Genomic DNA, 24164 nt, shown 5'->3' on the forward strand with positions numbered 1-24164 from the left:
GGGTCAGCTGCTGGTGTCCAGGACGACGCGCGCCACGAGCGCCGGGTCGTCGTGCATGGGCACGTGCCCGCAGCCCGGCAGCCGCACGAGGCGGGCCCCGGGGATCGCGTGCCTGGCGCGGATGCCCTGGCGACGCAGGAGCAGCCGGTCGCGGCTGCCCCAGGCGACGGTGACAGGCACTTGCGGCACGTCGTCGCGGAACCGCACCTCCCGCCCGGCGGCCAGCGTCTCGTCGAAGCCGGTGGCGCCGCGCAGGGTGAGCGTCTCCGCGACCACCGCCTCCGGCGCACGGTGGCCGGGCCGGGCGTAGATGGTGCTGGTGAGCGCGGTCCTGCCGACCGCGCTCCGCGCGAGCCGCTCGACCATCGGCAGGGGCATCGCCCGCGCGATCCCGCGCATCGCGCGCAGCGTCGTGAACGCGTACTGCCGCTCCGCCTCGGACCAGAATCCGGCGGGCGACAGGGCGGTGACGGACCGTACGAGGCCCTCACGGGCCATCTCCAGGGCCAGCAGGCCGCCCAGCGAGTTGCCCGCCACATGCGGCCGTTCGAGGCCGAGAGCGTCGCACAGGCCCCGCAGCGCGGGCACCACGGTCTCCAGGTCGTACGCGAGTCCGTCCGGCAGTGCCGGGGACGCGCCGAAACCCGGCAGGTCCACGGCGATCACGTCGCGCTCGGCGGCGAGGATGCCGACGACCGGGTCCCAGGCCTGGCGGTGGTGGCCTATGCCGTGCAGCAGGAGCAGCGGCTCCCCGGAGCCCGTGCGCTGGTAGGAGACCGTCACCGTGCGCGGGCCGTGGGGCGACTCGACGCTGTACGACACCTCTGCGACCTCTGCCACCCGTGCGGCCATGACTGCTCCTGACTTAGACATCGTGTCAGGAAGGATTACCGCCCGGTAGCGGCGAGTTCAAGGGTGCGTCGCGGACGAGTTCGGCCGGGGCGCCGCGGGTGCGCGCGACCGCTGCTCCCGAAGGCGGGGCTCGCGCCGCGCCGCGCACTGTGATCCTTGTCCGGCCGCTCCGGTGCGGGTGGACACCGGCGGATCCGTGAGCTGGGATGGAGACGTGACTGCCGACACCGTGACCGACGTCTTCGAAGAACACCGGTCCGTCCTGATGGGCGTCGCCTACCGCATGCTCGGACGGGTGGCCGACGCGGAGGACGTCGTCCAGGACGCCTGGCTGCGCTGGTCGGCGGGCGAACGCGGGCAAGTGCGCGAACCACGTGCCTACTTGGTGCGCGTCACCACCCGGCTCGCCATCGACCGGCTGCGCCAGGCCCAGGTGCGGCGCGAGTCGTACGTGGGCCCCTGGCTGCCCGAGCCGGTGGTCACCGACTTCGGGCCGACCGTGCCCGACACCGCCGAACGGGCCGTGCTCGCCGACTCCGTGTCCCTCGCCGTGCTCGTCGTCCTCGAATCCCTGTCGCCGCTGGAACGCGCGGTGTTCGTGCTGCGGGAGGCCTTCGGTTACCCGTACGCGGAGATCGCGGTCACGCTCGACCGCAGCGAGGCCGCCGTCCGCCAGCTCGCCGGGCGGGCCCGCAAGCACGTGGAGGACGGCAGGCCGCGCTACGAGGTCGACCCCGCCCAGCGCCGCGACCTCACCGAGCGCTTCCTCGCCGCCGCCACCGAAGGCGACCTGACGGGCCTGATGTCCCTGCTCGCCCCGGACGTCCACCTCGTCGGCGACAGCGGCGGCAAGGCGAAGGCGCCGCTGCGCGTCCTGCGGTCCGCGGACAAGGTGGGCCGCTTCCTCATCGGCGCCGCGCGGCAGGGGGTGGCGGGCGTCGAGTCGTACGAGTTCCGCGCCGTGGAGGTCAACGGCGCCGCGTCCGTCCTCGTCGTGGCCGACGGCAAGCCCGACAGCGTCCTCCAGCTCGACGTCGCCGACGGACGGATCCAGCGCGTCTACATCATGCGGAATCCGGACAAGCTCGCCGGTGTGACGTACTAGGCCGCCGACCCCGGCGACAGTGGCCCCGCCCGGTAACCGGGCGGGGCCACTGTCGTGCGCGCTCCATGTCCGACGTATCGGATTGCGTCACATCGGCCCAACAGGTGTCGACCAGGCGCGAACAGCGCGTGAATGCTCTGTGGCATCACTTCACTGCGGGCTGTAACGGACTCAGGATTGGTCTTGACCAAGGGTGGGCGCGGCTCTATCGTCGCTGAGATAGTGCAGGAACCTTTAATAAACAAGGCGCTGAAAAGCCGCCTGCGCACGGCGATTGCGGAGGACAGGGTGGGGACCACGCAGCTGGAATCGGTGCCGGAGCCGAAGTACTGGCACCTCAAGACCGTGCTCAGCGAAGCACTGGACTCCGAGTTCGCCGTGGGCGAGATCCTGCCCAACGAACGCGACCTCGCCGCCCGGTTCGGCGTCGCCCGCGCGACGCTGCGCCAGGCACTGGAACAGCTCGAACTGGAAGGGCGGCTGCAGCGCCGCCGGGGCGTCGGCACGACCGTGGCGCCGCCCCGCATGGGCGTGGCCGTCGGCTCCGCCCAGGGGAGCTGGCCCGGCGCGGTCGGCGACGCCTGGCAGCCCGCCGACAGCGAGTTCGCCGCTCCGCCCGCCGACGTGGCCCGTGCCCTCGGCATCGAGCCCGACGAGCCGGTGCACGTGGTGCGGCGCACCCGTGTGTCGCACGGCCAGCCCGTCGCCGCCGAACTGCTGTACGTCCCCGCGGTTTCGGTCCCCGACCTCTCGGCGATCGACGCCCCGGCGGGACCCGCACGCGCGCGTGCGGTGCTGCGGGAGCTCGGCCGGCTCGTCCTGGAGGGCCAGGACCGTGCCGTGGAGCTCGGCTCCGCCCGCGCGGACGACGCCAAGGCCCTCGACCGGCTGCCCGGCGCGCCCGTCCTGCTCGTCACCACCCGTTTCCTCGCCGACGGCGGCACGGCAGCGCTCTCCGTGGCGACGTACCGCGCGGACACCTGCCGCCTCACCTTCGGTGACCAGGGGGGCGTCGAGATCCACCACGGGCCGGAGCAGCGCGCTTCCTGACCGGAGCCCGCACGCACACGCACGAGCACCGGACAGCGGCCCGGCCGGGCCAGGGGCGGGTCGCTCCCTGGCCTACTGGTGGCGCTGCGTCACCGTGCCCTCGACGGCGAACAGTTCCTCGTCCACGTGGTCGAGCGCGAGCCGCAGCGCCCCCGTGGCCACGGCCGCCTCGCCGAGCAGCGACAGCGTCACTCGCGGCGGGCGGAGGCAGTAGCGGGTCAGCTCGCGGTGCAGCGGCTCCAGGACGTCGTCGAGGCCCGCGGCCCAGCCGCCCACCACGACGAGTTCCGGATCGAGCGCGAGCACCAGGGCGCCCACGTCGTGCACCAGGCGCCGTATGAACCGGTCGACCGCCGCGCGGGCCCGCTCGTCGCCCTCGCGCGCGTGCGCGAAGACCTTGGCCACCGCCTGCTCGTCCAGCGGGTGCAGCGGTTCGTCCGTCGTCGACAGGAGCGTCTCCGGCGTCACCTCGCGGCCCAGCAGGTGCAGGGCGCCGATCTCGCCCGCAGCCCCGCCGTAGCCGCGGTGCAGCCGCCCGCCGATCAGCGATCCGGCGCCGGGGCTCAGGCCCGCCAGGACGAACACCACGTCGTCGGACTCGGTGGCCGCGCCCTTCCAGTGCTCGGCGACCGCCGCCGCGTTGGCGTCGTTCTCCACCAGGACCGGGCACTTGAAGGAACGGCGCAGACGCTCGCCCAGGGGCAGCCCCGTCCAGCCGGGCAGCGCCGTGCTCAACCGCACCGAACCGTCCGCCTCCACGATCCCGGGACTGCCCACGCCGACCGCGCGCAGCGAGCCGCGGGACACCTCGGCGCGGCGCAGCAGATCGGCCACGGCGCCGCGCAGCCGCTCCAGGCGCTCGTCCGCGGGCGCCGTCTCCGACACGTCCTTCGCGGCGGTGCCGAGGATCTTGCCGTCGAGATCGGACAGGACCGCGGCGACCCGGTGCGCGCCGATCTCCAGGCCGAGCAGATGGCCAGCCTCCGCACGGAAGCGGAACTTCCGCGCAGGCCGTCCCTGGCGCCGCGCGCCGCCCTCGTCCGCGTCCGTCTCCACGACGAGCCCGGCCTCGCTCAGCCCTTCGACCACGCCCTCGACGGTGGGCCGCGAGAGCCCCGTCACCCGGGTGATCTCCGTGAGAGTCGCGAAGTCCGCGGCGCGCAGTGCGTGCAGCACCACCGCGGAGTTGATCCGCCGTAGCAGAGAAGGATCCCCGCCGGTCAGCCGCCCCAACGTCCGTCCTTCCGTTCCATGCGCATGATGGGCGAAGGGTACTCGGAACGCGCCGACCGGTGCGAGTGCCGATCAGGCCGCGGGGCCGTCCGGACTCGGCCGGAACAGACGAAAGCGGATCAGCCGGGCGGGCACGGCGCCGTCAGCCGGGCGGGCACGGCGCCGCCCGCAGGTGCGGACCAGCCCGGCTCGGGCCCTGGTGCGCCGCTCGCCGCGGCCCGATGGACGGGGCCGGTGGCCCCGGGCCCGTGGGGGGAGCGGCGCGTGCGAGGGCGGCCGGATCAGCCCGGTGCGACGAAACCGGACTCGTACGCCGTGATCACGGCCTGAGTGCGGTCGCGCGCGCCGAGCTTGGCGAGGAGCGAGCTCACGTGCGACTTCACGGTCTCGGTGCCGACGACGAGACGGGCCGCGATCTCCGCGTTGGACAGGCCGCGCGCCATCAGGCGCAGCACCTCCTCCTCACGACCGGTCAGCGCCGCCCGCTCGAGCGCCGCCACCGCGGCCGGATTGCCGCGCCGGGCGCCGTGAGCGCTCGCGAGCTCCCGCACGGCCGCGGGGAACAGCAGCGACTCGCCCTCGGCCACGAGGCGTACCGCGTGCACGATCTCGGCCGGCCTGGCCCGCTTCAGGAGGAACCCGTCGGCGCCCGCGCGCAGCGCCTCGTACACGTAGTCGTCGTTCTCGAAGGTCGTGATCACGACGATCTTGGGCGGGGCGTCGAACATGCGCAGCACGGCCCGGGTGGCCTCGATGCCGTCGAGGAGCGGCATCCGGACGTCCATGGCGACGACGTCGGGGCGCAGCTCCCGCACCAGCGGGATCACGGCGGCACCGTCCGCCGCCTCGCCCACGACCTCGATGTCGGGCTGTGCTTCGAGTACGGCGCGCAGGCCCGCGCGGACGAGGGGCTCGTCGTCGACGAGCAGGACGGTGACCGGCATCGGGTCAGCGTAGATCACGCACTCGGGCGCGAGGGGCCGCCCCGCGCAGGCTCGGTGCGTGCACCCGGGGGCGCCTTGCGCGGGCCCGGTACGCGCACTCAGGGCTCGATCGGGCCCGGTGCGCGCGGGCAGGGGGCGCGCAGGCCCGATAGGCACAGCCAGGGCTCGTCCGCGTCCGGTGCGTCCACCCGGGCTCGCCCGCGTCCGGTACGCCTACCCGGGCTCGCCCGCACCCGGTGCGCCCACCCGGGCTAGCCCGCGCCCGGTGCGCGCGGGCAGGGATCGCGCACGTCCGGTACGCGCACGTCCGGTACGCGGACTCGGGTCCGCGCCGCGCTCACGCCAGCGGCAGCTCCACGCGGACCCGCCAGTCGCCCTCGTGCGGCCCCGTGTCGGCGCGTCCGCCGAGGAGCACGGCCCGCTCCCGTATCCCGCGCAGCCCGCTGCCGCCGCGGCCCGTCACCGCCGCGGGGGCGGGCAGGGCGTTGCGCACGTCGAGCGTCAGGAGGTCCGCATGCGCGGCGACTTGGACGCGCACCGGTACGGGCCCCGCGTGCCGCAGGACGTTCGTCAGGGCCTCCTGGAGCATGCGGTAGCCCTCCCGCGACACCGGGCCCGGCAGCCGGTCCACGGGCCCGCTCAGGTCGGCGTCGACCTTCGCACCCGCCGTGCGGGCGGAGGCCAGCAGCCGGGCGGCTTCAGCGAGCGTGGGCCGCTCCCGGGCGGGCGTGCCGTCCTCGCGGAGCACCCGCAGCACCCGTTCCAGGTCCTCCAGGGCGTGCCGGCCCGTGTCCTCGATGGCCTCCAGGGCGCGTGCGGTGAACGCCGGGTCGGTGGTGGCCCGCGCGGCGCCCGCCTGTACGACCGCGACGGTCAGCGCGTGCCCGATGGAGTCGTGCAGCTCGCGAGCGATGCGATTGCGCTCCAGGAGCTGTTCGGTGCGCTCCTCCAGGGCGCTGAGACGCTGCGCGGGGGAGGGCCCGAGGAAGCGGCGTGCGGCCGCGGCCATCAGCAGTCCGGCAAGGACCACGGTGGCGTACAGCGCGAGAAGCGTCACGGGGACGAGCAGCGCCGCGAGCCACCGCGGGCCGTTCAGGGCGAAGACCGGGCTGTCCGCGTCCGGGGCCCCCGCCGCCGTGCCGATCAGGGCCAGCGTCTGGCCGATGAGGTGGACGGTCGCGAAAGCGATCGCGCCGCCCACCTCCAGGCGCAGCACCAGCCACAGCGCCGTGCGCACACGGTCGTCCCAGGACGCCGACGGCGACACGGAGACACCGCTTCCGGCATCGTCCTCGTGCTGACCGTCGTGCACGCGCGCGTGAGCACCCGGAAACAGCATCACGCGTGCCTGGAGCCCCTCCGCCCGGCGCATCGCCGGAACCAGAGCCGCAGCGACCACCAGCGGCACCGGGAAGACGAAGAACATCAGAGACCAGTTGGCGACCGACGCGTCGTCGATGCCCAAGATGGACGCGAACGTCAGCCCGAGCACACCGCTCACGACCAGGTGCAGCCAGCGGGTGTAGGTGACGGCCCGCGTGAGCGGGCCGCACCACCGCTCGCGCCACCGGGAGAAGGGCAGGGACATGCCCTCATCGTGCCAGGGAGCCCGCGCCGCACGGCTCCCCCGCACGGGGGAGAGGACCTCCCCGGGCGGGGGAGGCGCGCACACCGGCCCGGCCGGGACGCTGAAGCCATGACCAGCATCGACGTCCAGCAGCTCACCAAGGAGTACGGCACCACCCGCGCGGTGCACGACCTCACCTTCGGTGTCCGCCCCGGCCAGGTCACCGGCTTCCTCGGACCCAACGGTGCCGGGAAGTCCACCACCCTGCGCCTCGTCCTCGGCCTGGACCGGCCCACCTCCGGCACCGCCACCGTCGGCGGGCGGCCCTACGCCGCGTACGAGGAGCCGCTGCGGCAGGTCGGCGCCCTCCTCGACGCGCAGGCCGCCCACGGCTCGCGCACCGCCCGCAACCACCTGCTCGCGCTCGCCGTCAGCAATCGCATCAGCCCCGCGCGCGTGGACGAGGTTTTGGAGGAGACTGGCCTCGCGGCGGTCGCCGGGCGGCGCGTCAAGACGTACTCGCTGGGCATGCGGCAGCGCCTCGGCATCGCGGCGGCGCTGCTCGGCGACCCTGCCGTGGTGATCCTGGACGAGCCGTCCAACGGGCTCGACCCCGAAGGCATCATCTGGATCCGCGAGTTGCTGCGCCGCCTCGCCCGCGAGGGGCGCACCGTCCTGGTGTCGAGCCACCTCATGAACGAGACCGCGACGTTCGCCGACCACCTGGTGGTCCTCGGCCGCGGCAGGCTGCTCGCGGACACCCCGATGCGGGAGTTCATCGCGTCCCACAGCGAGCCGCGCGTCCGCGCCCGCACCACGGACCCGGCCCGGCTGCGCGCCGTGCTCGCCCGCGCCGGGTACGAGCTGACGGCGGTCGACGGCGACGAAGGCCGGTGGGCGGTCGACGGCGCCAGGGCCGAGGAGATCGGCGGTCTCGCAGCGCGCGAGGGCGTGCCGATCCTTGAACTCGCCGACGAGGAGGCCTCGCTGGAGGACGCGTATCTGGCCCTCACGGCTGCCAGTGCCGAGTATTCGGCGGTTCCTGCGGTTCCTGCGGTTCCTGCGGTTTCTACGGCTCCTGCGGCTCCTGCGGCCCCTGCGAATCCTGAGGCTGGGTCAGCTGGGTCAGCTGGGTCAGCTGGGTCAGCTGGGTCAGCTGAGGCGGCAGGGGCAGCTGAGGCGGCCCCGACGGTCCCGCAGCCCCCGACCACTCCCACGAAGAACCCCGCCACCCCGGAGACACCCGCGCCCCGTACATCCCGCACATCCCGCACATCCCGCACACCCCGCACACCCCGCCAGGAGGCCTGACCATGTCCCCCACCGCCGTGCTCCACTCCGAGTGGATCAAGATCAAGTCGCTGCGGGGTACCGTCGGCTCGCTCACCGCCGTGTTCCTGACCACCGTCGCCATCACGGTCCTCGTCTTCGCCACCGTCGGCCGCGCGGAGTCCGACAACGCCGACGCCGAACCTCTCTTCGGTGCCTTCTACGCGCTCAACTTCGGCCAGCTCGCCGCCATCGCCTTCGGTGCCACCGCCGTCAGCTCCGAGTACGTGAACGGCGCCCTGCGGATCTCCTTGTCGGCGGTGCCCCGCCGGGCCTTGTTCTACCGCTCGAAGATCGCCGTCGTGGGCGCGGCGGCGCTCGGGGTCGGTCTGCTCACGAGCTTCACCGCGTTCCTCGGCGGCCAGGCCTTCCTGGGCGAGGACGGCATCGGTCTCGGCCACACCGGTGCCGTGGGCGCGTGCGTGGGCGCCGGGATCTATCTCGCGCTGATGGCACTGCTCGCGGCGGGCCTCACCGCCCTGCTGCGCAGCGGGGTCGCCGTGCTCAGCGTGCTCGTCCCGTTCACGCTGATCGTCCCGTTCGTGATCGGGGACGTGGCGGGCGGCGCGGCCCAGTTCCTGCCCGACCGGGCCGGGCAGCAGATCCTGCACGAGGACCCGAACGGAGTGCTCGGCGGCTGGACGGGCCTCGGCGTGATGGCGCTGTGGGCCGCGGCGGCGGTCGCCGCCGGGTGGTGGGCGGTGCGGCGGCGGGACGCGTGAGGGGCCGGAGGCCTGCCTGTCCGGGCGGGACGCCGGAGGGCCCCGAGGCCCGCCCGCGCGGAAGGCGCCAGAGGGCCGGGCCCCGCCTGACGGGAAGCCAATTGTCAGTGGGGGCCGCTTTACTGGACACATGAGCAGCGCAGACCACATCGCCGCCATCGACCTGCTGCGTGCCCGCGGCTTCCCCGAGGAGCCCGGCAGGTCGGAGCTCGGCTACGGCGGGCCGGGCTTCCACGTGGCGGAGTTATCGACGCAGGACCAGCTGTGGGACGACGACGGCACGGCCCACGAGGAGACGGAGGAGCAGTACGAGGCCGAGCGCGACGCCCTGACCGTGCTCCTGGCCGAGCGCTGGGGCGAGCCGCAGCACTTCAGCCTCGCCGGCGTCCAGCTCCGTGCCATGGCTCGGGAAGCGGCGGGGCCCGAGGCCCGGGACGCGGCGAGTTCCGAGGCCCGGGAAGCGGCGGGGGCCGATCCGCAGGAGGCCGCGGTGCCCGACCCATGGGCGACGCTCAGCGAATCCGTCCCCGATCTGCACCTGTGGCGGGCCGACGAGCACTGGATAGCCCTGGGAGTGGCCCGCTGGGGCGAGCGGCGGGCGCTCCAGCTCGTCGCCGTCGTCACGGAAGTCGACCCTCCGTAGGCCCGGCGCCGAGCCCCAACTCCCCGTACGCACACGGTGCGAAGAAGCGCTCCACATCGGCCTCCGTGACCGACGCGAGGTCGGCCGGGGACCACCGGGGCGTCCGGTCCTTGTCGACGACCTGGGCCCGCACCCCCTCGGGGAAGTCCGGCGCCGTCAGGCACGCGCACGACACGCGGTACTCCTGGTCGAGCGCCTCCTCCAAAGTGGGCAGGCGGCGCGCCCTGCGGAGGGCGGCGAGCGTGACCTTCAGCGCGGTGGGGGAGCGCGACAGCAGGACGTCGGCCGCCTCCTTGGCCGCCCGCTCGCCGCAGGACTGGAGACGGTCGACGATCTCCTCCACCGAGTCGGCGGCGTAGCAGGAGTCGATCCAGGCACGGTGCGCGGCGAGTTCCCCCTCGGGCGCCGTCCCGGCATACCGCGGGACGACGTCGGCCGGGTCCGCGTCGGCGAGGTCCGCGGTGAACTCCGCGAGGCGCGCCGACGGCACATAGTGGTCGGCGAGGCCGCACAGCACCGCGTCGGCCGCTGACGCCGTCGTGCCGGTCAGCGCCAGATGCGTGCCCAGCTCGCCCGGCGCCCGCGTCAGGAGGAACGAGGCGCCCACGTCCAGGACGAAGCCGATGATCGTCTCGGGCATGGCCACCCGGGACCGCTCCGTGACGACCCGTACGTCGCCATGGGCCGCGATGCCGACACCGCCACCCATCACATAGCCGTCCATCAGCGCGACGTACGGCTTCGGGTAGTGGGCGATCCGCGCGTCGAGGAGATACTCGTCGCGCCAGTACGCCGCCGACGCCGCGCCGCCACCCGCGACGATGTCGTCCCGTACGGCCCGGATGTCGCCGCCCGCACACAGGCCGCGCTCACCCGCCCCGCTGACGACGACCGTACGGACTGTTTCGTCGTGCTCCCACGCGGTGAGCGCCTCGTCGACGAGCCGGACCATCGGATGGTTGAGCGCGTTGAGGGCGCGCGGACGGTTCAGGACGATGTGGCCGACGCGGCCCTCGACCCGCGTGAGGACCGGTGGTTCGTCGTGACTCAATGAACTGTTCCCTCTCGCCTTCGGGACGCCGCGAGCGTCCGGACCACTGTCGTGACGCGGCTGCGCGTCCCTTTCTCCGCCGTGACGCGGTGTGCGCGTCCGCTTCTCTGTCGTGTGACGCGGTGTGCGCGTCCGCCTCTCTGTCGTGCGACGCGGCGACGCGGATGCGCGTCCGTTTCTCTGTCGTGTGACGCCGTCCGTTTCGCCGTTCCGTGACGCGGCTGTGCGTCCGTCTCGTGACGCGGCTGTGCGTCCGTCTCGTGGCGGGACGCGACTAGGCGTCCGGGGGGTCGCCGTCGGGACGCCGGAACGCGTCCAGGATCTGCTCCGCCGCCACGGTCGCCGTCAGAGTCCCCTCGCGCACCCGCTGCTCCAGCTCGGGCGCGAGCCGCCGCACGTCGGGGTGGGCGTGCAGGCGGCCGAGGAGTTCGTCCCTGACCATCGTCCACGTCCAGTCGACCTGCTGGTCGCGCCGCTTGGCGGCGAGGCGGCCAGTGGAGTCGAGCAGCTCGCGGTGCTGTTCGAGCCGCTCCCAGAGAGTGTCGAGGCCCTTCGACTCGCGGGCGCTGCAACTCAGGACGGGCGGTGTCCACGCCGCGTCGGAAGGGTGCATGAGCCGCAGGGCCCCCGCCAGCTCCCGCGCCGCCGCGCGCGCGTCCCGCTCGTGCGGGCCGTCCGCCTTGTTGACCGCGATCACGTCCGCCAGCTCCAGGACGCCCTTCTTGATGCCCTGGAGCTGATCGCCGGTGCGGGCCAGGGTGAGCAGCAGGAACGTGTCGACCATGTTGGCCACGGCCGTCTCGGACTGGCCGACACCGACGGTCTCCACGAGCACCACGTCGTACCCTGCCGCCTCCATCACCACGATGGACTCGCGGGTCGCCTTCGCCACCCCGCCGAGGGTGCCCGCGGTGGGCGATGGCCGCACGAACGCCGCCGGATCCACCGACAGGCGCTCCATGCGGGTCTTGTCGCCCAGGATGGAGCCGCCCGTCCGCGACGACGACGGGTCGACGGCGAGCACGGCCACGCGGTGGCCGAGCGACGTCAGCATCGTGCCGAGCGCGTCGATGAACGTGGACTTCCCCACGCCCGGCACCCCGCTGATGCCGATCCGCCGTGCCCGTCCCGAGCGCGGCAGCAACTCCGTCAGCAACTGCTGCGCGAGCACGCGGTGCTGGGGCCGGGTGGACTCCACGAGCGTGATCGCGCGCGCGATGTGCGCACGCTTGCCGTCGAGCACACCCTTCACATACGTGTCGAGATCGATCCTCGGTGCCATGGGCTCACCGGCTCACAGCCCGGCACTGCCGGAGTCGGGGCCGGAGTCAGGATCGGACTCGGGGTCGGACTCGGACTCCGGGTCGGAGCCGGGACCGGAGCCAGGCCCGGAACCGGTGTCCGGGGAGCCCGCCACGTCGTCGTGGCCGAGCCCGGCGGCAAGCCGCCGCACCAGGTCGTACGCAGCGTCCGGAATGACCGTGCCGGGCGGGAACACCGCCGCCGCACCCGCCTCGTGCAGGGCGTCCACGTCCTGCGGCGGGATCACACCCCCCACGACGATCATGATGTCCTCGCGGCCCTCGGCGGCCAGCTCCGCGCGCAGGGCCGGGACCAGCGTGAGGTGTCCGGCCGCCAGCGAGGAGACGCCGACGATGTGCACGTCCGCCTCGACGGCCTGCCGCGCCACCTCCGCGGGCGTCTGGAACAGCGGGCCGACGTCGACGTCGAAACCCAGGTCGGCGAAGGCGGTCGCGATCACTTTCTGGCCGCGGTCGTGGCCGTCCTGACCCATCTTGGCGACCAGGATCCGAGGACGCCGACCCTCGGCCTCCTCGAAGGACGCGACCAGCGCACGGGTGCGCTCCACGGACGGCGAGGGGCCTGCTTCGGTGCGGTACACACCGGAGATCGTACGGATCTGGCCCGCGTGCCGCCCGTACGCCTTCTCCAGCGCGTCCGAGATCTCACCGACCGTCGCCATCGCACGGGCCGCGTCCACCGCGAGGGCCAGGAGGTTGCCTTGGAGCCCCGGGCCCGAGCCGCTCCCGGCCGCGGCCGTCAGCTGCCGCAGCGCGTCCTGGCACACCGCGTCGTCGCGCTCCTCGCGCAGCCGCCGCAGCTTGTCGATCTGCTGGGTGCGCACCGAGGAGTTGTCGACCTTCAGGACCTCGATCTTCTCGTCGCTGTCCACCCGGTACTTGTTCACGCCGATCACCGGCTGCCGCCCGGAGTCGATGCGCGCCTGCGTCCGGGCCGCCGCCTCCTCCACGCGCAGCTTCGGGATGCCCGCGTCGATGGCCTGCGCCATGCCGCCCGCCGCCTCGACCTCCTGGATGTGCTGCCAGGCGCGGCGCGCCAGGTCGTACGTCAGCTTCTCCACGTACGCGCTGCCGCCCCACGGGTCGATGACCCGGCACGTGCCCGACTCCTGCTGGAGCAGGAGCTGGGTGTTGCGGGCGATGCGCGCCGAGAAGTCCGTGGGCAGCGCGAGGGCCTCGTCGAGGGCGTTCGTGTGCAGCGACTGCGTGTGCCCCTGGGTCGCGGCCATCGCCTCCACGCACGTACGCGTCACGTTGTTGAACACGTCCTGCGCCGTCAGCGACCAGCCTGACGTCTGCGAATGCGTGCGCAGGGAGAGCGACTTGGCGTTCTTCGGCTCGAACTGCTTGACCAGCTTCGCCCACAGCAGGCGGGCCGCGCGCAGCTTGGCGACCTCCATGAAGAAGTTCATGCCGATCGCCCAGAAGAACGACAGCCGCGGCGCGAACGCGTCCACGTCCAGGCCCGCCGCACGGCCCGCCCGCAGATACTCGACGCCGTCGGCGAGCGTGTACGCGAGCTCCAGATCGGCCGTCGCCCCGGCCTCCTGGATGTGGTACCCGGAGATCGAGATGGAGTTGTAGCGCGGCATCTTCTGCGACGTGAACGAGAAGATGTCGGAGATGATCCGCATCGAGGGCTTCGGCGGATAGATGTAGGTGTTGCGGACCATGAACTCCTTGAGGATGTCGTTCTGAATGGTCCCCGCCAGCTTCGAAGGCGGCACGCCCTGTTCCTCGGCGGCGACGATGTACAGCGCGAGGACGGGCAGCACCGCGCCGTTCATCGTCATCGACACCGTCATCTTGTCCAGCGGAATCCCGTCGAACAGCTGACGCATGTCGTAGATCGAGTCGATCGCCACACCCGCCATGCCGACGTCGCCCGTCACCCGCGGGTGGTCACTGTCGTAACCGCGGTGCGTGGGCAGGTCGAACGCGACGGACAGGCCCTTCTGGCCTGCCGCGAGGTTGCGGCGGTAGAAGGCGTTGGACTCCTGCGCGGTGGAGAATCCCGCGTACTGCCGGATCGTCCAGGGCTGGTTGACGTACATCGTCGGATAGGGGCCGCGCAGATACGGCGCGACGCCCGGGTAGGTGCCGAGGAAGTCCAGGCCCTCCAGGTCGGCGCCCGTGTACAGCGGCTTGACCGCGATGCCCTCCGGGGTCTCCCACAGCAGGTCGTCGGCGTCCTTGCCGGTGGCGCTCTCCACCGCGGCGCGCCACTGCTCCGCGGAACCCCGCGGGGGCGCGCCGGTCTCCAGGCCGATGCCGGAGAAGTCGGGGATCGTCATGGCGCCACTTCCATGAGGTCGAGGGTGGAGGAGAGTACGGCCACGGCGTCGCAGCCGGCGAAGACGTGGGTGACGGCCGCGTCGAGGTCGGCGTCGGTGCCGGGCCGCCCCGCGAGGAACACGTGCTCGGCGCCGGCCGACGCCAGCGCCGCGGCGACCGCGGCCCCCTCGGCCGTGTACAGCGCGTCGCTGGAGCACACGCAGGCCACGCGCGCCCCGCTGGCCTTCAAGGCGCCGGCGGCACCCGCCGCGTCCACCGTCACCGGGTCGTGCACGGCCTCGATCCCGCCCGCCTGGAAGAGGTTCGAGGCGAACGAGACCCGCGCGGTGTGCGCGGCGGCCGGGCCGAGCGCGGCCAGGAACACCTTCGGACGGGCGCCGGTCCGCTCCAGATGCGCGTCGGAGCGGGCACGCAGGGATTCGTACGCCTCGTCGCGGCGCACCTGCGGCAGGCCGCGCCCCGGAGCCGCGGGGGTCGCGCCCCTTACGGGCTGCTCACCCTGTACGGGCTTCTCGTTCTGTACGGGCTGCTGGCCATGTACGGACTTCTCGCCCCGTACGGGCTGCTCCCGCTGTACGGGTTTCTCGGCGAGGTTCGGGAACTCGCTGACGCCGGTGATCGGTTCGCGGCGCTTGGCGAGCTTCTTCGAACGCTCCGCCCACGTCGCCGCGAGGCGGTCGCCGAGCATGCCGGAGCGCAGGGCCGCCGCCTGGCCGCCCGCGCCCTCGATCTGCTGGAAGAACTCCCAGGCCTTGTGCGCGAGTTCGTCGGTGAGCCGCTCCACGTACCAGGAGCCGCCCGCCGGGTCGATGACCCGCGCCAGGTGCGACTCCTCCAGGAGGATCGTCGAGGTGTTGCGGGCGATGCGCCGGGCGAAGGCGTCCGGCAGTCCCAAGGAGTGGTCGAAGGGCAGCACCGTGACCGCGTCCGCGCCGGCCACACCGGCACCCAGGCACGCCACGGTCGTGCGGAGCATGTTCACCCACGGATCGCGGCGCGCCATCATCACCGGTGACGTCACCACGTGCTGGCGCTGCGCGCCCGCGTCGGCGTCACCGCTCGCCTCCGCGACCCGTGCCCAGAGGCGCCGTGCCGCACGGAGTTTGGCGATGGTCAGGAACTGGTCGGCCGTGGCCGCGTACCGGAACTCCAACTGCGCGCAGGCCTCCTGGAGCGTGAGCCCCGCGCCCGTCAGCAGCCGCAGGTAGGCGACGCCGGTGGCGAGGGACGCGCCGAGTTCTTGTGCCGCCGAGCCGCCCGCCTCGTGATAGGGCAGCGCGTCCACCGTGAGCGCGCGCAGGCCGCCGTACTCCCGGCCGCACAGCCGCGCGAGCTCCACGGCTGCCTCGGTCCCGGTCTCCGTGCCCGTGCGCGCCTCGTACGCCAGTGGGTCCGCGCCGAGGGTGCCGCGCGCCGCGTCCTTCGCGACCCCCGCGGCCTCGATCAGGCGCAGCAACTCCCGTGCGGCGGGCTCCACATCGGCGCCGGCGTCGAGGACGACGGGAGCCAGGTCCAGATACACGCCGTCGAGCGCCCGCTCAAGACCGGAGACCGGCAGGGCGTCAGGCCCCAGGGTCAGCCACAGCGACGTCACGCCGTTCTCGAGGTCGGCGAGCACGGACTCGTTCGTGCGGACGGGATCGCCCGTGGCGTGCCGCTGCCGTACGTCCCAGCCCGCGGCCGCGCTGCCCGCGGCTCGGCCGCCCCGTACGAACGGGGCGAAACCCGGCTGGCCCACATCGGCCAGCGATCCTGCGTCGTCGTCGTGTGCGGTGTACAGGGGACGGGTGCTGAGCCCGTCCTCGAGCGCGGTGGACAGTGCTTCCTCGGCCGCGGGCCCCGATACGTCCTTACCCGACTTGCGCAGTACGCCTTCCACCAGGCGCTGCCACTGCTCATGGGTCGCATCAGGGAACTCGGCGGCCAGCGAAAGCCCGTCATCAGGCAGGACCGTCATATTCCGATGCTAGGGCGGAAACCCTTCCCCGTGCTGGGGCGACGCTGTGACCTTGCACTCTCCGGATCGGTCTTGAACTCGGACGGGCGGCCCGGTATTACCCGTGAGTAATAAGGGGGGGAGTGTGGGGTGGTGTGGGCCGATGTGGGCACGTTTCCTTGGCGGGCCCCTCGCGGCCATCTCGCGGACCCCTCACAGACCTCTCGCGGACCCCTCGCACGCTCCCACCGCGTCCCTCCCACGCCCGCGTCAAGGAGACGTCAAGAAGATCGGCTCAGGCGTCAGGAAGGTGTCAAGAAAACCGGGACGACCTGCGACGGGACCAAGACTGATCATCACGGGGGAACGGATGAACGAACCCGTGACGGAGGGCTGTTGCCCGGGGGGCGCGTGCCGCACGCCGACGGCGGCGCGCGCAGTTCCGCTGGGGGGCGGGGCTGTGGCCATCCCGACCGGTGTGTCCGGTGCGTCCGGCGCGACTGGTGTGTCCGGCGCGATCGGCGTGTCTGGTGCGTCCGGCGTGTCTGGTGCGACTGCCATGTACGGGTTCGATCGTCCGTCCGTAGGGGTCCCTGCCCGCCGCCATGAGGTGCTGCGGGCAGGGACATCCGCGGCAGGTACGGGCGGGTGCCGTGGGGTGCTCCGTCGGAGTGTCGTGGGGGTACCCCGTCAGGGGGCGTGGGACGTCCCGTCAGGGCAGGGTGGCAGATGCGCCGTCAGGGTGTCGTCAAGTCCGTCCCGGCTGCCGTATGAGAGGCGTCAGGAGCGACGGCGAATCCGCTGGTGGGCGCTTTGCTTCACGGGACGGAACATTCTCGTGGGCCCGCGACCGCACTGCGCGCGCAGGCCCGCACGTACACCCAGGAGGCGGCAACCGATGACCCGGGTGCTGGTGGTCGAGGACGACCCGCAGCTCGTACGGGCTCTGGAGATCAACCTCAAGGCACGCAAGTACGAGGTGGACGCGGCGGTCGACGGGGGCACGGCCCGGCGTCTTGCGTCGGCGCGACCGCCGGACGTGGTCCTTCTTGATCTCGGGCTGCCCGACATGGACGGCATCGACGTGATCCGGTGGCTGCGCGGCTTCAGCCGCGCGCCCATCCTCGTCGTGTCCGCCCGCCAGGCCTCCGACGAGAAGGTCGCGGCGCTCGACGCGGGTGCCGACGACTACATCACCAAGCCGTTCAGCATGGACGAACTCCTCGCCCGGCTGCGGGCCGCGGCCCGCAGGCCCCGCCCCGCGGGGCGCGACGAGGCCGTCGTCGCCACCGTCGTCGAGACCGACGGGTTCACCCTCGATCTGGCCGCCAAGAAGGCGTTACGGGACGGCCGGGCGATACGGCTCACACCGACGGAGTGGCACCTCCTGGAGGTCCTGGCCCGCCACCGCGGCCGCCTGGTGGGGCGGCAACAGCTCCTCGCGGAGGTGTGGGGGCCGACCCACGGCGCGCGGACCAACTACCTGCGGGTGTACATGGCCCAGCTGCGCCGCAAACTGGAGCCCGATCCGGCCCATCCGCGGCATTTGATCACGGCGCCGGGGATGGGGTATCGGTTCGAGGCGTAGCCCCGGGCGTGTGAGGTGTGGCCCCGGGGGTGTGTAGGTGCGGCCCCGGGTTGCGGGGCGTGACTCCGGGCGTGTGTAGGTGCGGCCCCGGGTTGCGAGGTGTGACCCCGGGCGTGTGTAGGTGCGGCCCCGGGTTGCGGGGCGCGACCCCGGGCATGCGAGGTGTGGCCCCTGGTAGCGAGGCGTGTCCCCGGGTTGCGAGGCGTGGCCCTGGGCGCAGGGGCAGGCCTGGGCCGGTCAGGGGGCCGGAGTCAGCCGGAGGGCTGCGCGGCGTCCAGCAGGTCCGCGACCACCGCGGCGTGGTCGGAGGGCCAGATTCCGCCGACCGGCCCGTCACCCGCGCGCCTTACCCCGCGCACCGCGCCGAGACCGCCGGGTCCCGGCGCGCCGACGTGGATGTAGTCGATCCGGGCGCTCGGCTCGAACGTCGCCGCCACGTACGGATTCGCGACGTCCCAGGTGGCGGACGCCGCGCCCGGCCCGGCGTACTCCCAGGCGTCCAGGAGCACCTGCCCCGGCACGGCGGGCGCCGTCCGGTACCCGCCGTGCAGCCGCATCTCCTCCGAGTCCGGCCAGGCGTTGAAGTCCCCCGTGACCACGGGCGGGAAGTCCGTGCCGCCCCGGTGTTTCGCGACGAACTCCGCGAGCGCGGCGACCTGGGCGCACCGGACCGCCGACGCGTGCGGCGGGGACGACAGATGGGTGGTGAAGAAAGGCACGTCCTGCCCGGGGGCGGCGATGCGCGCGTGGAGCGCGAGGCGACCGTCGTCCGCCTCGTCGAGCGGCGGCAGCTGGGACACGGCGCGCTCGGCGATGGGCCAGCGGCTGAGGACCGCGTTGCCGAAGGCCACCGTCGGATCGCCGATGCGCCGCTGCCACCGCTCGGGCGTCCGCGACGGCTCCCACGTCCAGTACAGGCCGAGATCCTTCGCCAGCCACTCCGCGAGGTTCTCGCCGTCCCGTTCCCACACCTCCTGCAAGCCCACGACGTCCGGTCGCAGTTGGCGCAGGACCGTGCGGATCGCTTTCCTGCGCTGCTCCCACGGTCCGAAACGCCACCACACGTTCCACGTCAGTATCCGCACGCGAGTCCTCACTCGTTCGGGCCCGTGAGCCGGGCCGCGCGTCAGCAGAATGTCAGCGTGTGCCCTTTTGCCGTCAACGGCGCGTCATGAACGGTCGGATGACACCCCGTGCCGGGCATACCGTCACTGTGTGCCCGGCACTGGCCGCTCGACACCCGGTGATCCATCCGGTTGCCGCCCGGGTCGGTGCCTGGGCATTCGCCCGGGTCGTCGCCCGGGTCGTCGCCCGGGTTGTCGGCCGGGGCAGTGCCTGGGCCGCCACCCGAGTTGTCGGCCGGGGCAGTGCCTGGGCCGCCACCCGAGTTGTCGCCGGTCGACGAAGGCCTGCCCCGAGGTCACCGACTCCTCCGCAAAACGCTTCAAATCCCCGCCGCTTTTCCCAAAGGGAGGAATTCCATGACGCAGCAACTGGTGTACGGAGACGACCCCGAGCCCTCCGAACGCCGCCCGGCCGGGCCGCTGTTCGTACCCGTCCGGCCGGGACCCGCGGGCTGTGTCGCCCGCCTGTTCCGCACTCCCGTCGGCGGCCGCACCGCCGTCGCCTTCACCACCGCTCAACGTCTCACCGACGCGCTCGGTGCCCGGCAGCCCTGGATCCGGCTCTCCGAGCCCGCCCTGCGCGCCCTCACCGAACCCCTGGGCTTCGCCGCGGTCACCGTCGACCCCCTTCTCGCCCCCGCCCCGCGCCTGCCCGTCGCCGCCTCCGTGGCCCCGCCCCGGCGCACTCCGCGGCGCGCCGCGCGGCAGCGCGAGGGGGACCCCCGGCTCGCCGGAGCCCTGCGTACCGCGGGCGTAGCGGCTTTGGCCGGCGCCCTGACCGTGTGGCTCGGCTGAGCCGGCCGTGGGCGAGGGCGCCAGCGCGGGTGCCGCTGCCCGGAACTCCGAGTGGTGGACGCGACGTGCGTACGGCGACCGGTCATAGGGCCGCGCAGACAACTGTGAAGACGACGACGAGGCGAAACGAGAAGCCAGCCATGACGCTTGCGGACATCCCCGCGACACCGACGATTCCGGCAACCTCGGTGACCCCCATGCCCCCGGTGCCCCCTACGCCCCTCGTACCACCTGTGGCCCCGGCGTCCCCGGTGCCCCAGGTGACTGGCGACCGTGTCGCGGCCCCGGACACCGCCGCACCTGCTGCTCCCCCCGGGGACGCCCCCGGCACCGGCGCCGGGACCGGGGCCGGTGCCGGTGCCGCCAACTGCACCGGCCCGGCCGACGACGACCTGTCCGTCTGGCCGCACTCCACCACCCGCCTCTCGGACGGTGACCTCGCCGTCGGCGGCGTCCCGCTCACCGAGATCGCCGACCGCTTCGGCACCCCGGCCTACCTCCTCGACGAGGCCGAGGTCCGCGGCCGCTGCCGCACCTACGTGCAGGCCTTCCCCGACACCGACGTCCTCTACGCCGCCAAGGCGTTCCTCTGCCGTGCCATGGCCCACTGGGTCGGCGAAGAAGGCCTCGGCCTCGACGTCTGCTCCGCCGGTGAACTCGAACTGGCCGTCACCACCGGCTTCCCCGCCTCCCGCATCGTCCTGCACGGCAACGCCAAGAGCCCCGAGGACCTGCGCGCCGCGCTACGCCTCGGCGTCGGACGCATCGTCATCGACAGCGCCTCCGAGATCGCACGCCTGGCCGCGGCAGTGCCGCCCGGCAGCCGCCAGAAGGTCCTCGTCAGAGTTGTCCCCGGCATCGCCGCCGGCGGCCACAGCAAGATCCAGACGGGCACCGAGGACCAGAAGTTCGGCCTGTGCATCACGGACGGCTCCGCCCAGCACGCCATCGCCCGCATTCTCGACCAACCCGGCCTGGAACTGGTGGGCCTGCACTGCCACTTGGGCTCACAGATCACCGCCGAGAAGCCGTTCCTGTGTGCCGTGCGCCGACTGGTCGGCCTGATGGCACGCATCAAGGACCACCACGGCATCACCCTCCCCGAACTGGACCTCGGCGGCGGCCACGGCATCGCCTACCACCCGGACGAGCACTCCCTCGACATCCCCTCCCTCGCCCGCAAGGTACGCGCCGAACTCACCGAGAGCTGCGCCGCCGCCGGACTCGCCGTACCCCACCTCGTCGTCGAACCCGGGCGCGCCATCGCCGGGCCCGCGGGCGTCGCCCTCTACCACGTACTCTCCGTCAAACGCACCGGCGACCGCACCTTCGTCGCCGTCGACGGCGGCATGAGCGACAACCCGCGGCCCGCCCTCTATGGCGTGCGCTACCTGCCGCGCCTCATCGGCCGCCGCTCCACTGCGGCGCCCGCACCCATGACCGTCGTCGGCCGCCACTGCGAGGCGGGCGACGTGCTCGCCGCCGACACCGCGCTGCCGTCCGACATCCGCCCCGGCGACCTGCTCGCCGTCCCCGTCGCCGGCGCCTACCACCTGTCGATGGCCTCCGGCTACAACCTCGTCGGCCGCCCTCCCGTCGTCGCCGTCGCCGGCGGCCACGCCCGCCTCCTCGTGCGGCGCGAGTCCCTGGAGGACTTCCGCAACCGGGACGTCGGCCTCTGACCACCCCGGCGGCCGACGCCGCCGCACTGGCTCACGCTGCCCCCGGGCACACCCCCACACGACGCGCTGCCCCGACGGCCCCTCACGAACCGAGGAAGCGCAGGATCGCCAGCACCCGACGGCTGTAGCCCGTGGAGCCGGACAACTCCAGCTTGTCGAAGATCGCGTTCACATACTTCTCCACGGCGCTCTGCGAGACATGCAGTTGCTCCGCGATGGCAGCGTTCGTATGCCCCTGCGCCATCTTGGCGAGCACCTCCCCCTCCCTTTCCGTCAGCCGCTGCAAGGGGTCCACATGGCTGCTGAACGTCAGCAACTGGCGTACGACCTCCGGGTCGAACGCGGTCCGCCCCGCACCGACACGGTCGAGCGCGTCCAGGAACTCGTCGATCTGGACGACCCGGTCCTTGAGCAGATACCCCACTCCTTCCGTGGCCGTGGTCAACAGGTCGGTGGCATAACGCCGTTCGACATACTGCGACAGCACGAGCACGCCCGTGTCCGGCCAGGTCCGCCGGATCTCCAGGGCGGCCCGCAGCCCCTCGTCGGTGTGCGTCGGCGGCATGCGCACATCCACCACGGCGGCGTCCGGCGGATCGGCGGCGATCGCGTCGAGCAGGGCCCCCGCGTCCCCGACGGACGCCGTCACCTCGTGCCCCTCGTCGGCGAGCAGTCGGGCCAGGCCCTCGCGCAGCAGCGTCGAGTCGTCGGCGAGCATTACACGCATGGCAACTCCGCGGTGATGACGGTGGGACCTCCGGCCGGACTGGCCACCGTCAACGTACCGTCGAGCGCCGCGACCCTGCGGGCCAGGCCCAGCAGCCCGCTCCCGGACGGGTCGGCGCCACCGCGACCGTCGTCCTCCACGCACAGCCGGAGCAGCGCGCCCGTGCGGTCGGCCCGCACCGCCACCATGGCGGCGCCGGAGTGCTTGACGGCGTTCGTCACCGCTTCGGCCGCGACGAAGTACGCCACTGCCTGCGCCGTCGGCGGCGGTATGTCCCGCAGATCGCAGGAGAGCCGGACGGGTATCGCGGCCCGCTCGGCGACCGACTCCAGGGCGGCGGCGAGTCCTCCCTCGTCGAGCGCCGCCGGATACACGCGCCAGGCCACGTCTCTCAGTTCCACCAGTGCTTGTTGCGACTCCTCGTGGGCCTGCCGGAGCAACTCGGCGGACTTGCCCGGGTCCGGCGCGCGGCGGGCCCTGCCGAGCAGCATGCCGAGGGCCACCAGCCGCTGCTGGACGCCGTCGTGCAGATCCCGCTCGATGCGGCGCCGCTCGTCGTGGACGGCCTGCACCACTCCGGCCCGGCTCTCCGCCAGCTCCCCGATGCGGCGCTGCATGCTCATGCGGTCGCTGGGGCTGAGGAAGTGGCGGGCCAGTTGCTCGTCCATCAACGCCACGGCATGCACGCCCTGCATGCTCAGAAAGAGGAGGAACAGCCCACCGAACGCGGAAATGACCATGGTCACCGGCCATCGGTCGAGGTCGACCCAGAACCAGCCCCACACCAGCAGCGACGCATAAGCGGCGCCGGAGAGCGCGGCCAGGAGCACCACGCCGCCCAGAACACCAACGGTCCAGCGCGTGGACACATAGGCCAGGGCGGGCATGCCGGTCAGCGGCGCGGCGACGCCCGCCGGATCCTGGCCGTACCAGAGGGTCATCCGGCGCCGCTGCAGTCCTGCCCACCAGCGGGCGCCCGCGAGTATGGGAGTCTCGCCGCGGCGCTCGTCGGCGGAGCGCCCGAGTGTGGCGAGCAGCCACAGCCCGGACGCCAGCGTCAGGACCAGCTCGACGGCGGCGCTGAGGAATCCGAGGAGGACTCCGGCGGCGACGCGCAGTCGGCGGACGAGGAAGTTTCGCATGATCAATCACGCTAGCCGAGCGGTGCGCGGAGCGGACTGCGGAAAACCGCAAAGCTGTCTGCGGTAGCCCGCAGGGGATGCCTAAGGCGTTCCGCAGCGGTTCCTATGGCGCGCCACAGCAGTGCCTGCGGCGTTCCACAGCAGCGCTTGCGGCGTCCAGCAGCTCAACTGTGCGGCAGCCCTCATACCGCGGTGGCCTGCGATTTCGTACCGTCGAAGACATGATCCTCACCGCTCAGCACACGCTCGCTGCCGCAGCCGAGTCCGCAGCGGCGACGGCCTCGCCCGTCGCCGGTTCCGCCCGGCACGCGGTGTACGCGGCCGCTTCCACCGACGCCCCCGCGGGCGGTATAGCGGGGTGGGCGGCCGACCTCATGGACTCGCTCGGCGCGGTCGGCGCCGGCGCGGCGATCGCGCTGGAGAATCTGTTCCCGCCCCTGCCCAGCGAGGTGATCCTGCCCCTGGCCGGGTTCGCCGCCAGCCATGGCAAGTTCAGCCTGCTGTCCGCCCTGCTGTGGACGACGGCCGGTTCGGTCGTCGGAGCCCTCGCGCTGTACTGGGTCGGCGCACTGCTCGGCCGTGACCGCACGGTCGCCGTCGCCGCACGCCTGCCGCTGGTCAAGACGTCCGACATAGAGAAGACGGAGACGTGGTTCTCGCGGCACGGAACCAAGGCCGTGTTCTTCGGCAGAATGATCCCGATCTTCCGCAGCATGATCTCAATACCGGCCGGGATCGAGCGGATGCCGCTGCCGGTGTTCCTGGGTCTCACGACACTCGGCAGCCTGCTGTGGAACAGCGTGTTCGTGCTGCTCGGCTACGGCCTCGGCAGCCGCTGGCACGAGGTCACCGACGTAGTCGGCCTGTACTCGAAGGCCGTGCTCGGCGTCGTCGCCCTGGTGGTCCTGGCGTTCGTGGTCATCCGCCTACGCAAGGCGGGCCGCGCAAGCAAGGCGGGCCGTACACGCAAGGAGGGCCGCACGCACAAGGCGGGCCGCGGCTCGCACCGGGCGAGGGACTGACCCCACCTCGATGCGCGAGCCGCGACCCGCCCGCG

20 protein-coding genes are annotated in these 24164 nt (G+C 73.0%); 9 read left to right on the plus strand and 11 right to left on the minus strand.

All coding sequences use genetic code 11. From position 1 onward, the window contains the following. Nucleotides 1–3 precede the first annotated feature (3 nt). Nucleotides 4–852, minus strand: a complete 849-nt coding sequence (locus GPA10_RS27100; protein ID WP_157167778.1) for an alpha/beta fold hydrolase — start codon at nucleotides 850–852, stop codon at nucleotides 4–6. Between the two features lie 214 nt (nucleotides 853–1066). On the opposite strand from GPA10_RS27100, the gene sigJ reads away from it, so the two are divergent. Beyond that, on the plus strand, nucleotides 1067–1957 hold the full coding sequence (gene sigJ, locus GPA10_RS27105; RefSeq protein WP_343041373.1) for an RNA polymerase sigma factor SigJ: 891 nt from the start codon (nucleotides 1067–1069) through the stop codon (nucleotides 1955–1957). Nucleotides 1958–2245: 288 nt separating this feature from the next. After that, the gene (locus tag GPA10_RS27110; protein WP_343041374.1) at nucleotides 2246–3007 is read left to right on the plus strand and encodes a GntR family transcriptional regulator; all 762 of its coding nucleotides are present in this window, start codon (nucleotides 2246–2248) and stop codon (nucleotides 3005–3007) included. Nucleotides 3008–3079: 72 nt separating this feature from the next. Here the strand turns inward: GPA10_RS27110 and GPA10_RS27115 are convergent, their stop codons facing one another. The 3 genes from GPA10_RS27115 to GPA10_RS27125 form a co-directional block, all read right to left on the minus strand. Continuing rightward, on the minus strand, nucleotides 3080–4240 hold the full coding sequence (locus tag GPA10_RS27115; protein WP_157167779.1) for an ROK family transcriptional regulator: 1161 nt from the start codon (nucleotides 4238–4240) through the stop codon (nucleotides 3080–3082). Nucleotides 4241–4521: 281 nt separating this feature from the next. Beyond that, nucleotides 4522–5184 (minus strand): response regulator transcription factor, encoded by a 663-nt coding sequence (locus tag GPA10_RS27120; protein ID WP_058848929.1) that lies wholly within the window; start codon nucleotides 5182–5184, stop codon nucleotides 4522–4524. Between the two features lie 337 nt (nucleotides 5185–5521). Beyond that, complete coding sequence (locus tag GPA10_RS27125; protein ID WP_157167780.1) at nucleotides 5522–6772, minus strand: sensor histidine kinase; 1251 nt, start codon at nucleotides 6770–6772, stop codon at nucleotides 5522–5524. Between the two features lie 108 nt (nucleotides 6773–6880). Here GPA10_RS27125 and GPA10_RS27130 point away from each other — a divergent pair, with 108 nt between their 5' ends. From GPA10_RS27130 to GPA10_RS27140, 3 genes are all read left to right on the plus strand, one after another. After that, a complete protein-coding gene (locus GPA10_RS27130) occupies nucleotides 6881–8062 on the plus strand; it encodes an ABC transporter ATP-binding protein (protein WP_157167781.1) in 1182 nt (393 codons plus the stop codon). Nucleotides 8063–8064: 2 nt separating this feature from the next. Beyond that, nucleotides 8065–8802, plus strand: a complete 738-nt coding sequence (locus GPA10_RS27135) for an ABC transporter permease (protein WP_198351718.1) — start codon at nucleotides 8065–8067, stop codon at nucleotides 8800–8802. A 130-nt stretch (nucleotides 8803–8932) separates the two neighbouring features. Beyond that, complete coding sequence (locus GPA10_RS27140) at nucleotides 8933–9445, plus strand: hypothetical protein (protein WP_157167782.1); 513 nt, start codon at nucleotides 8933–8935, stop codon at nucleotides 9443–9445. Here GPA10_RS27140 and GPA10_RS27145 read toward each other — a convergent pair. The 4 genes from GPA10_RS27145 to GPA10_RS27160 all read right to left on the minus strand — a co-directional run bounded on the left by GPA10_RS27145 (nucleotide 9423) and on the right by GPA10_RS27160 (nucleotide 16070). Continuing rightward, nucleotides 9423–10496 (minus strand): enoyl-CoA hydratase/isomerase family protein, encoded by a 1074-nt coding sequence (locus tag GPA10_RS27145; RefSeq protein ID WP_157167783.1) that lies wholly within the window; start codon nucleotides 10494–10496, stop codon nucleotides 9423–9425. The genes GPA10_RS27140 and GPA10_RS27145 overlap by 23 nt on opposite strands. 274 nt (nucleotides 10497–10770) lie before the next feature. After that, nucleotides 10771–11778, minus strand: a complete 1008-nt coding sequence (meaB, locus tag GPA10_RS27150; RefSeq protein ID WP_157167784.1) for a methylmalonyl Co-A mutase-associated GTPase MeaB — start codon at nucleotides 11776–11778, stop codon at nucleotides 10771–10773. 12 nt (nucleotides 11779–11790) lie between these two features. Then, nucleotides 11791–14112: a methylmalonyl-CoA mutase gene (gene scpA / locus GPA10_RS27155; protein ID WP_157167785.1), complete on the minus strand. Its 2322-nt coding sequence runs from the start codon at nucleotides 14110–14112 to the stop codon at nucleotides 11791–11793. Further along, nucleotides 14109–16070 (minus strand): methylmalonyl-CoA mutase family protein, encoded by a 1962-nt coding sequence (locus GPA10_RS27160; RefSeq protein WP_157167786.1) that lies wholly within the window; start codon nucleotides 16068–16070, stop codon nucleotides 14109–14111. The genes scpA and GPA10_RS27160 overlap by 4 nt, the downstream gene beginning before the upstream one ends. 877 nt (nucleotides 16071–16947) lie before the next feature. On the opposite strand from GPA10_RS27160, the gene GPA10_RS27165 reads away from it, so the two are divergent. Then, nucleotides 16948–17637, plus strand: a complete 690-nt coding sequence (locus GPA10_RS27165; RefSeq protein WP_157167787.1) for a response regulator transcription factor — start codon at nucleotides 16948–16950, stop codon at nucleotides 17635–17637. 251 nt (nucleotides 17638–17888) lie between these two features. On the opposite strand, the gene GPA10_RS27170 is transcribed toward GPA10_RS27165, so the two are convergent. After that, on the minus strand, nucleotides 17889–18722 hold the full coding sequence (locus GPA10_RS27170; protein ID WP_343041375.1) for an endonuclease/exonuclease/phosphatase family protein: 834 nt from the start codon (nucleotides 18720–18722) through the stop codon (nucleotides 17889–17891). A gap of 396 nt (nucleotides 18723–19118) precedes the next feature. Between GPA10_RS27170 and GPA10_RS27175 the strand changes: the two genes are divergently transcribed. Next, on the plus strand, nucleotides 19119–19556 hold the full coding sequence (locus GPA10_RS27175; RefSeq protein WP_058848819.1) for an SAV_915 family protein: 438 nt from the start codon (nucleotides 19119–19121) through the stop codon (nucleotides 19554–19556). A gap of 260 nt (nucleotides 19557–19816) precedes the next feature. Then, nucleotides 19817–21238 carry a diaminopimelate decarboxylase gene (gene lysA / locus GPA10_RS27180; protein ID WP_425505820.1) on the plus strand — a complete coding sequence of 474 codons (1422 nt, stop codon included), beginning with the start codon at nucleotides 19817–19819 and terminating at the stop codon, nucleotides 21236–21238. Nucleotides 21239–21320: 82 nt separating this feature from the next. Here the strand turns inward: lysA and GPA10_RS27185 are convergent, their stop codons facing one another. After that, a complete protein-coding gene (locus GPA10_RS27185) occupies nucleotides 21321–21956 on the minus strand; it encodes a response regulator (RefSeq protein ID WP_198351725.1) in 636 nt (211 codons plus the stop codon). Next, entirely contained in the window at nucleotides 21956–23107 is a 1152-nt protein-coding gene (locus GPA10_RS27190) for a sensor histidine kinase (RefSeq protein ID WP_198351719.1), read from the minus strand. The genes GPA10_RS27185 and GPA10_RS27190 overlap by 1 nt, the downstream gene beginning before the upstream one ends. A 221-nt stretch (nucleotides 23108–23328) precedes the next feature. On the opposite strand from GPA10_RS27190, the gene GPA10_RS27195 reads away from it, so the two are divergent. After that, nucleotides 23329–24129, plus strand: coding sequence for a DedA family protein (locus GPA10_RS27195; protein WP_157167790.1), 801 nt, complete (start codon nucleotides 23329–23331; stop codon nucleotides 24127–24129). Nucleotides 24130–24164 lie beyond the last annotated feature (35 nt).

Source organism: Streptomyces typhae (genome assembly GCF_009755605.1).
Classification (GTDB): Bacteria; Actinomycetota; Actinomycetes; order Streptomycetales; family Streptomycetaceae; genus Streptomyces; species Streptomyces typhae.

Excerpts from the sequence above, each read along its gene's own strand:
- GPA10_RS27130 (WP_157167781.1), top strand. The coding sequence starts at position 6,881 with ATGACCAGCATCGACGTCCAGCAGCTCACCAAGGAGTACGGCACCACC.
- GPA10_RS27125 (WP_157167780.1), bottom strand. The coding sequence starts at position 6,772 with ATGTCCCTGCCCTTCTCCCGGTGGCGCGAGCGGTGGTGCGGCCCGCTC.
- GPA10_RS27160 (WP_157167786.1), bottom strand. The coding sequence starts at position 16,070 with ATGACGGTCCTGCCTGATGACGGGCTTTCGCTGGCCGCCGAGTTCCCT.
- GPA10_RS27165 (WP_157167787.1), top strand. The coding sequence starts at position 16,948 with ATGACCCGGGTGCTGGTGGTCGAGGACGACCCGCAGCTCGTACGGGCT.
- meaB (WP_157167784.1), bottom strand. The coding sequence starts at position 11,778 with ATGGCACCGAGGATCGATCTCGACACGTATGTGAAGGGTGTGCTCGAC.
- GPA10_RS27190 (WP_198351719.1), bottom strand. The coding sequence starts at position 23,107 with ATGCGAAACTTCCTCGTCCGCCGACTGCGCGTCGCCGCCGGAGTCCTC.
- GPA10_RS27175 (WP_058848819.1), top strand. The coding sequence starts at position 19,119 with ATGACGCAGCAACTGGTGTACGGAGACGACCCCGAGCCCTCCGAACGC.
- GPA10_RS27185 (WP_198351725.1), bottom strand. The coding sequence starts at position 21,956 with ATGCTCGCCGACGACTCGACGCTGCTGCGCGAGGGCCTGGCCCGACTG.
- scpA (WP_157167785.1), bottom strand. The coding sequence starts at position 14,112 with ATGACGATCCCCGACTTCTCCGGCATCGGCCTGGAGACCGGCGCGCCC.
- GPA10_RS27120 (WP_058848929.1), bottom strand. The coding sequence starts at position 5,184 with ATGCCGGTCACCGTCCTGCTCGTCGACGACGAGCCCCTCGTCCGCGCG.
- GPA10_RS27100 (WP_157167778.1), bottom strand. The coding sequence starts at position 852 with ATGGCCGCACGGGTGGCAGAGGTCGCAGAGGTGTCGTACAGCGTCGAG.
- GPA10_RS27195 (WP_157167790.1), top strand. The coding sequence starts at position 23,329 with ATGATCCTCACCGCTCAGCACACGCTCGCTGCCGCAGCCGAGTCCGCA.
- GPA10_RS27140 (WP_157167782.1), top strand. The coding sequence starts at position 8,933 with ATGAGCAGCGCAGACCACATCGCCGCCATCGACCTGCTGCGTGCCCGC.
- GPA10_RS27135 (WP_198351718.1), top strand. The coding sequence starts at position 8,065 with ATGTCCCCCACCGCCGTGCTCCACTCCGAGTGGATCAAGATCAAGTCG.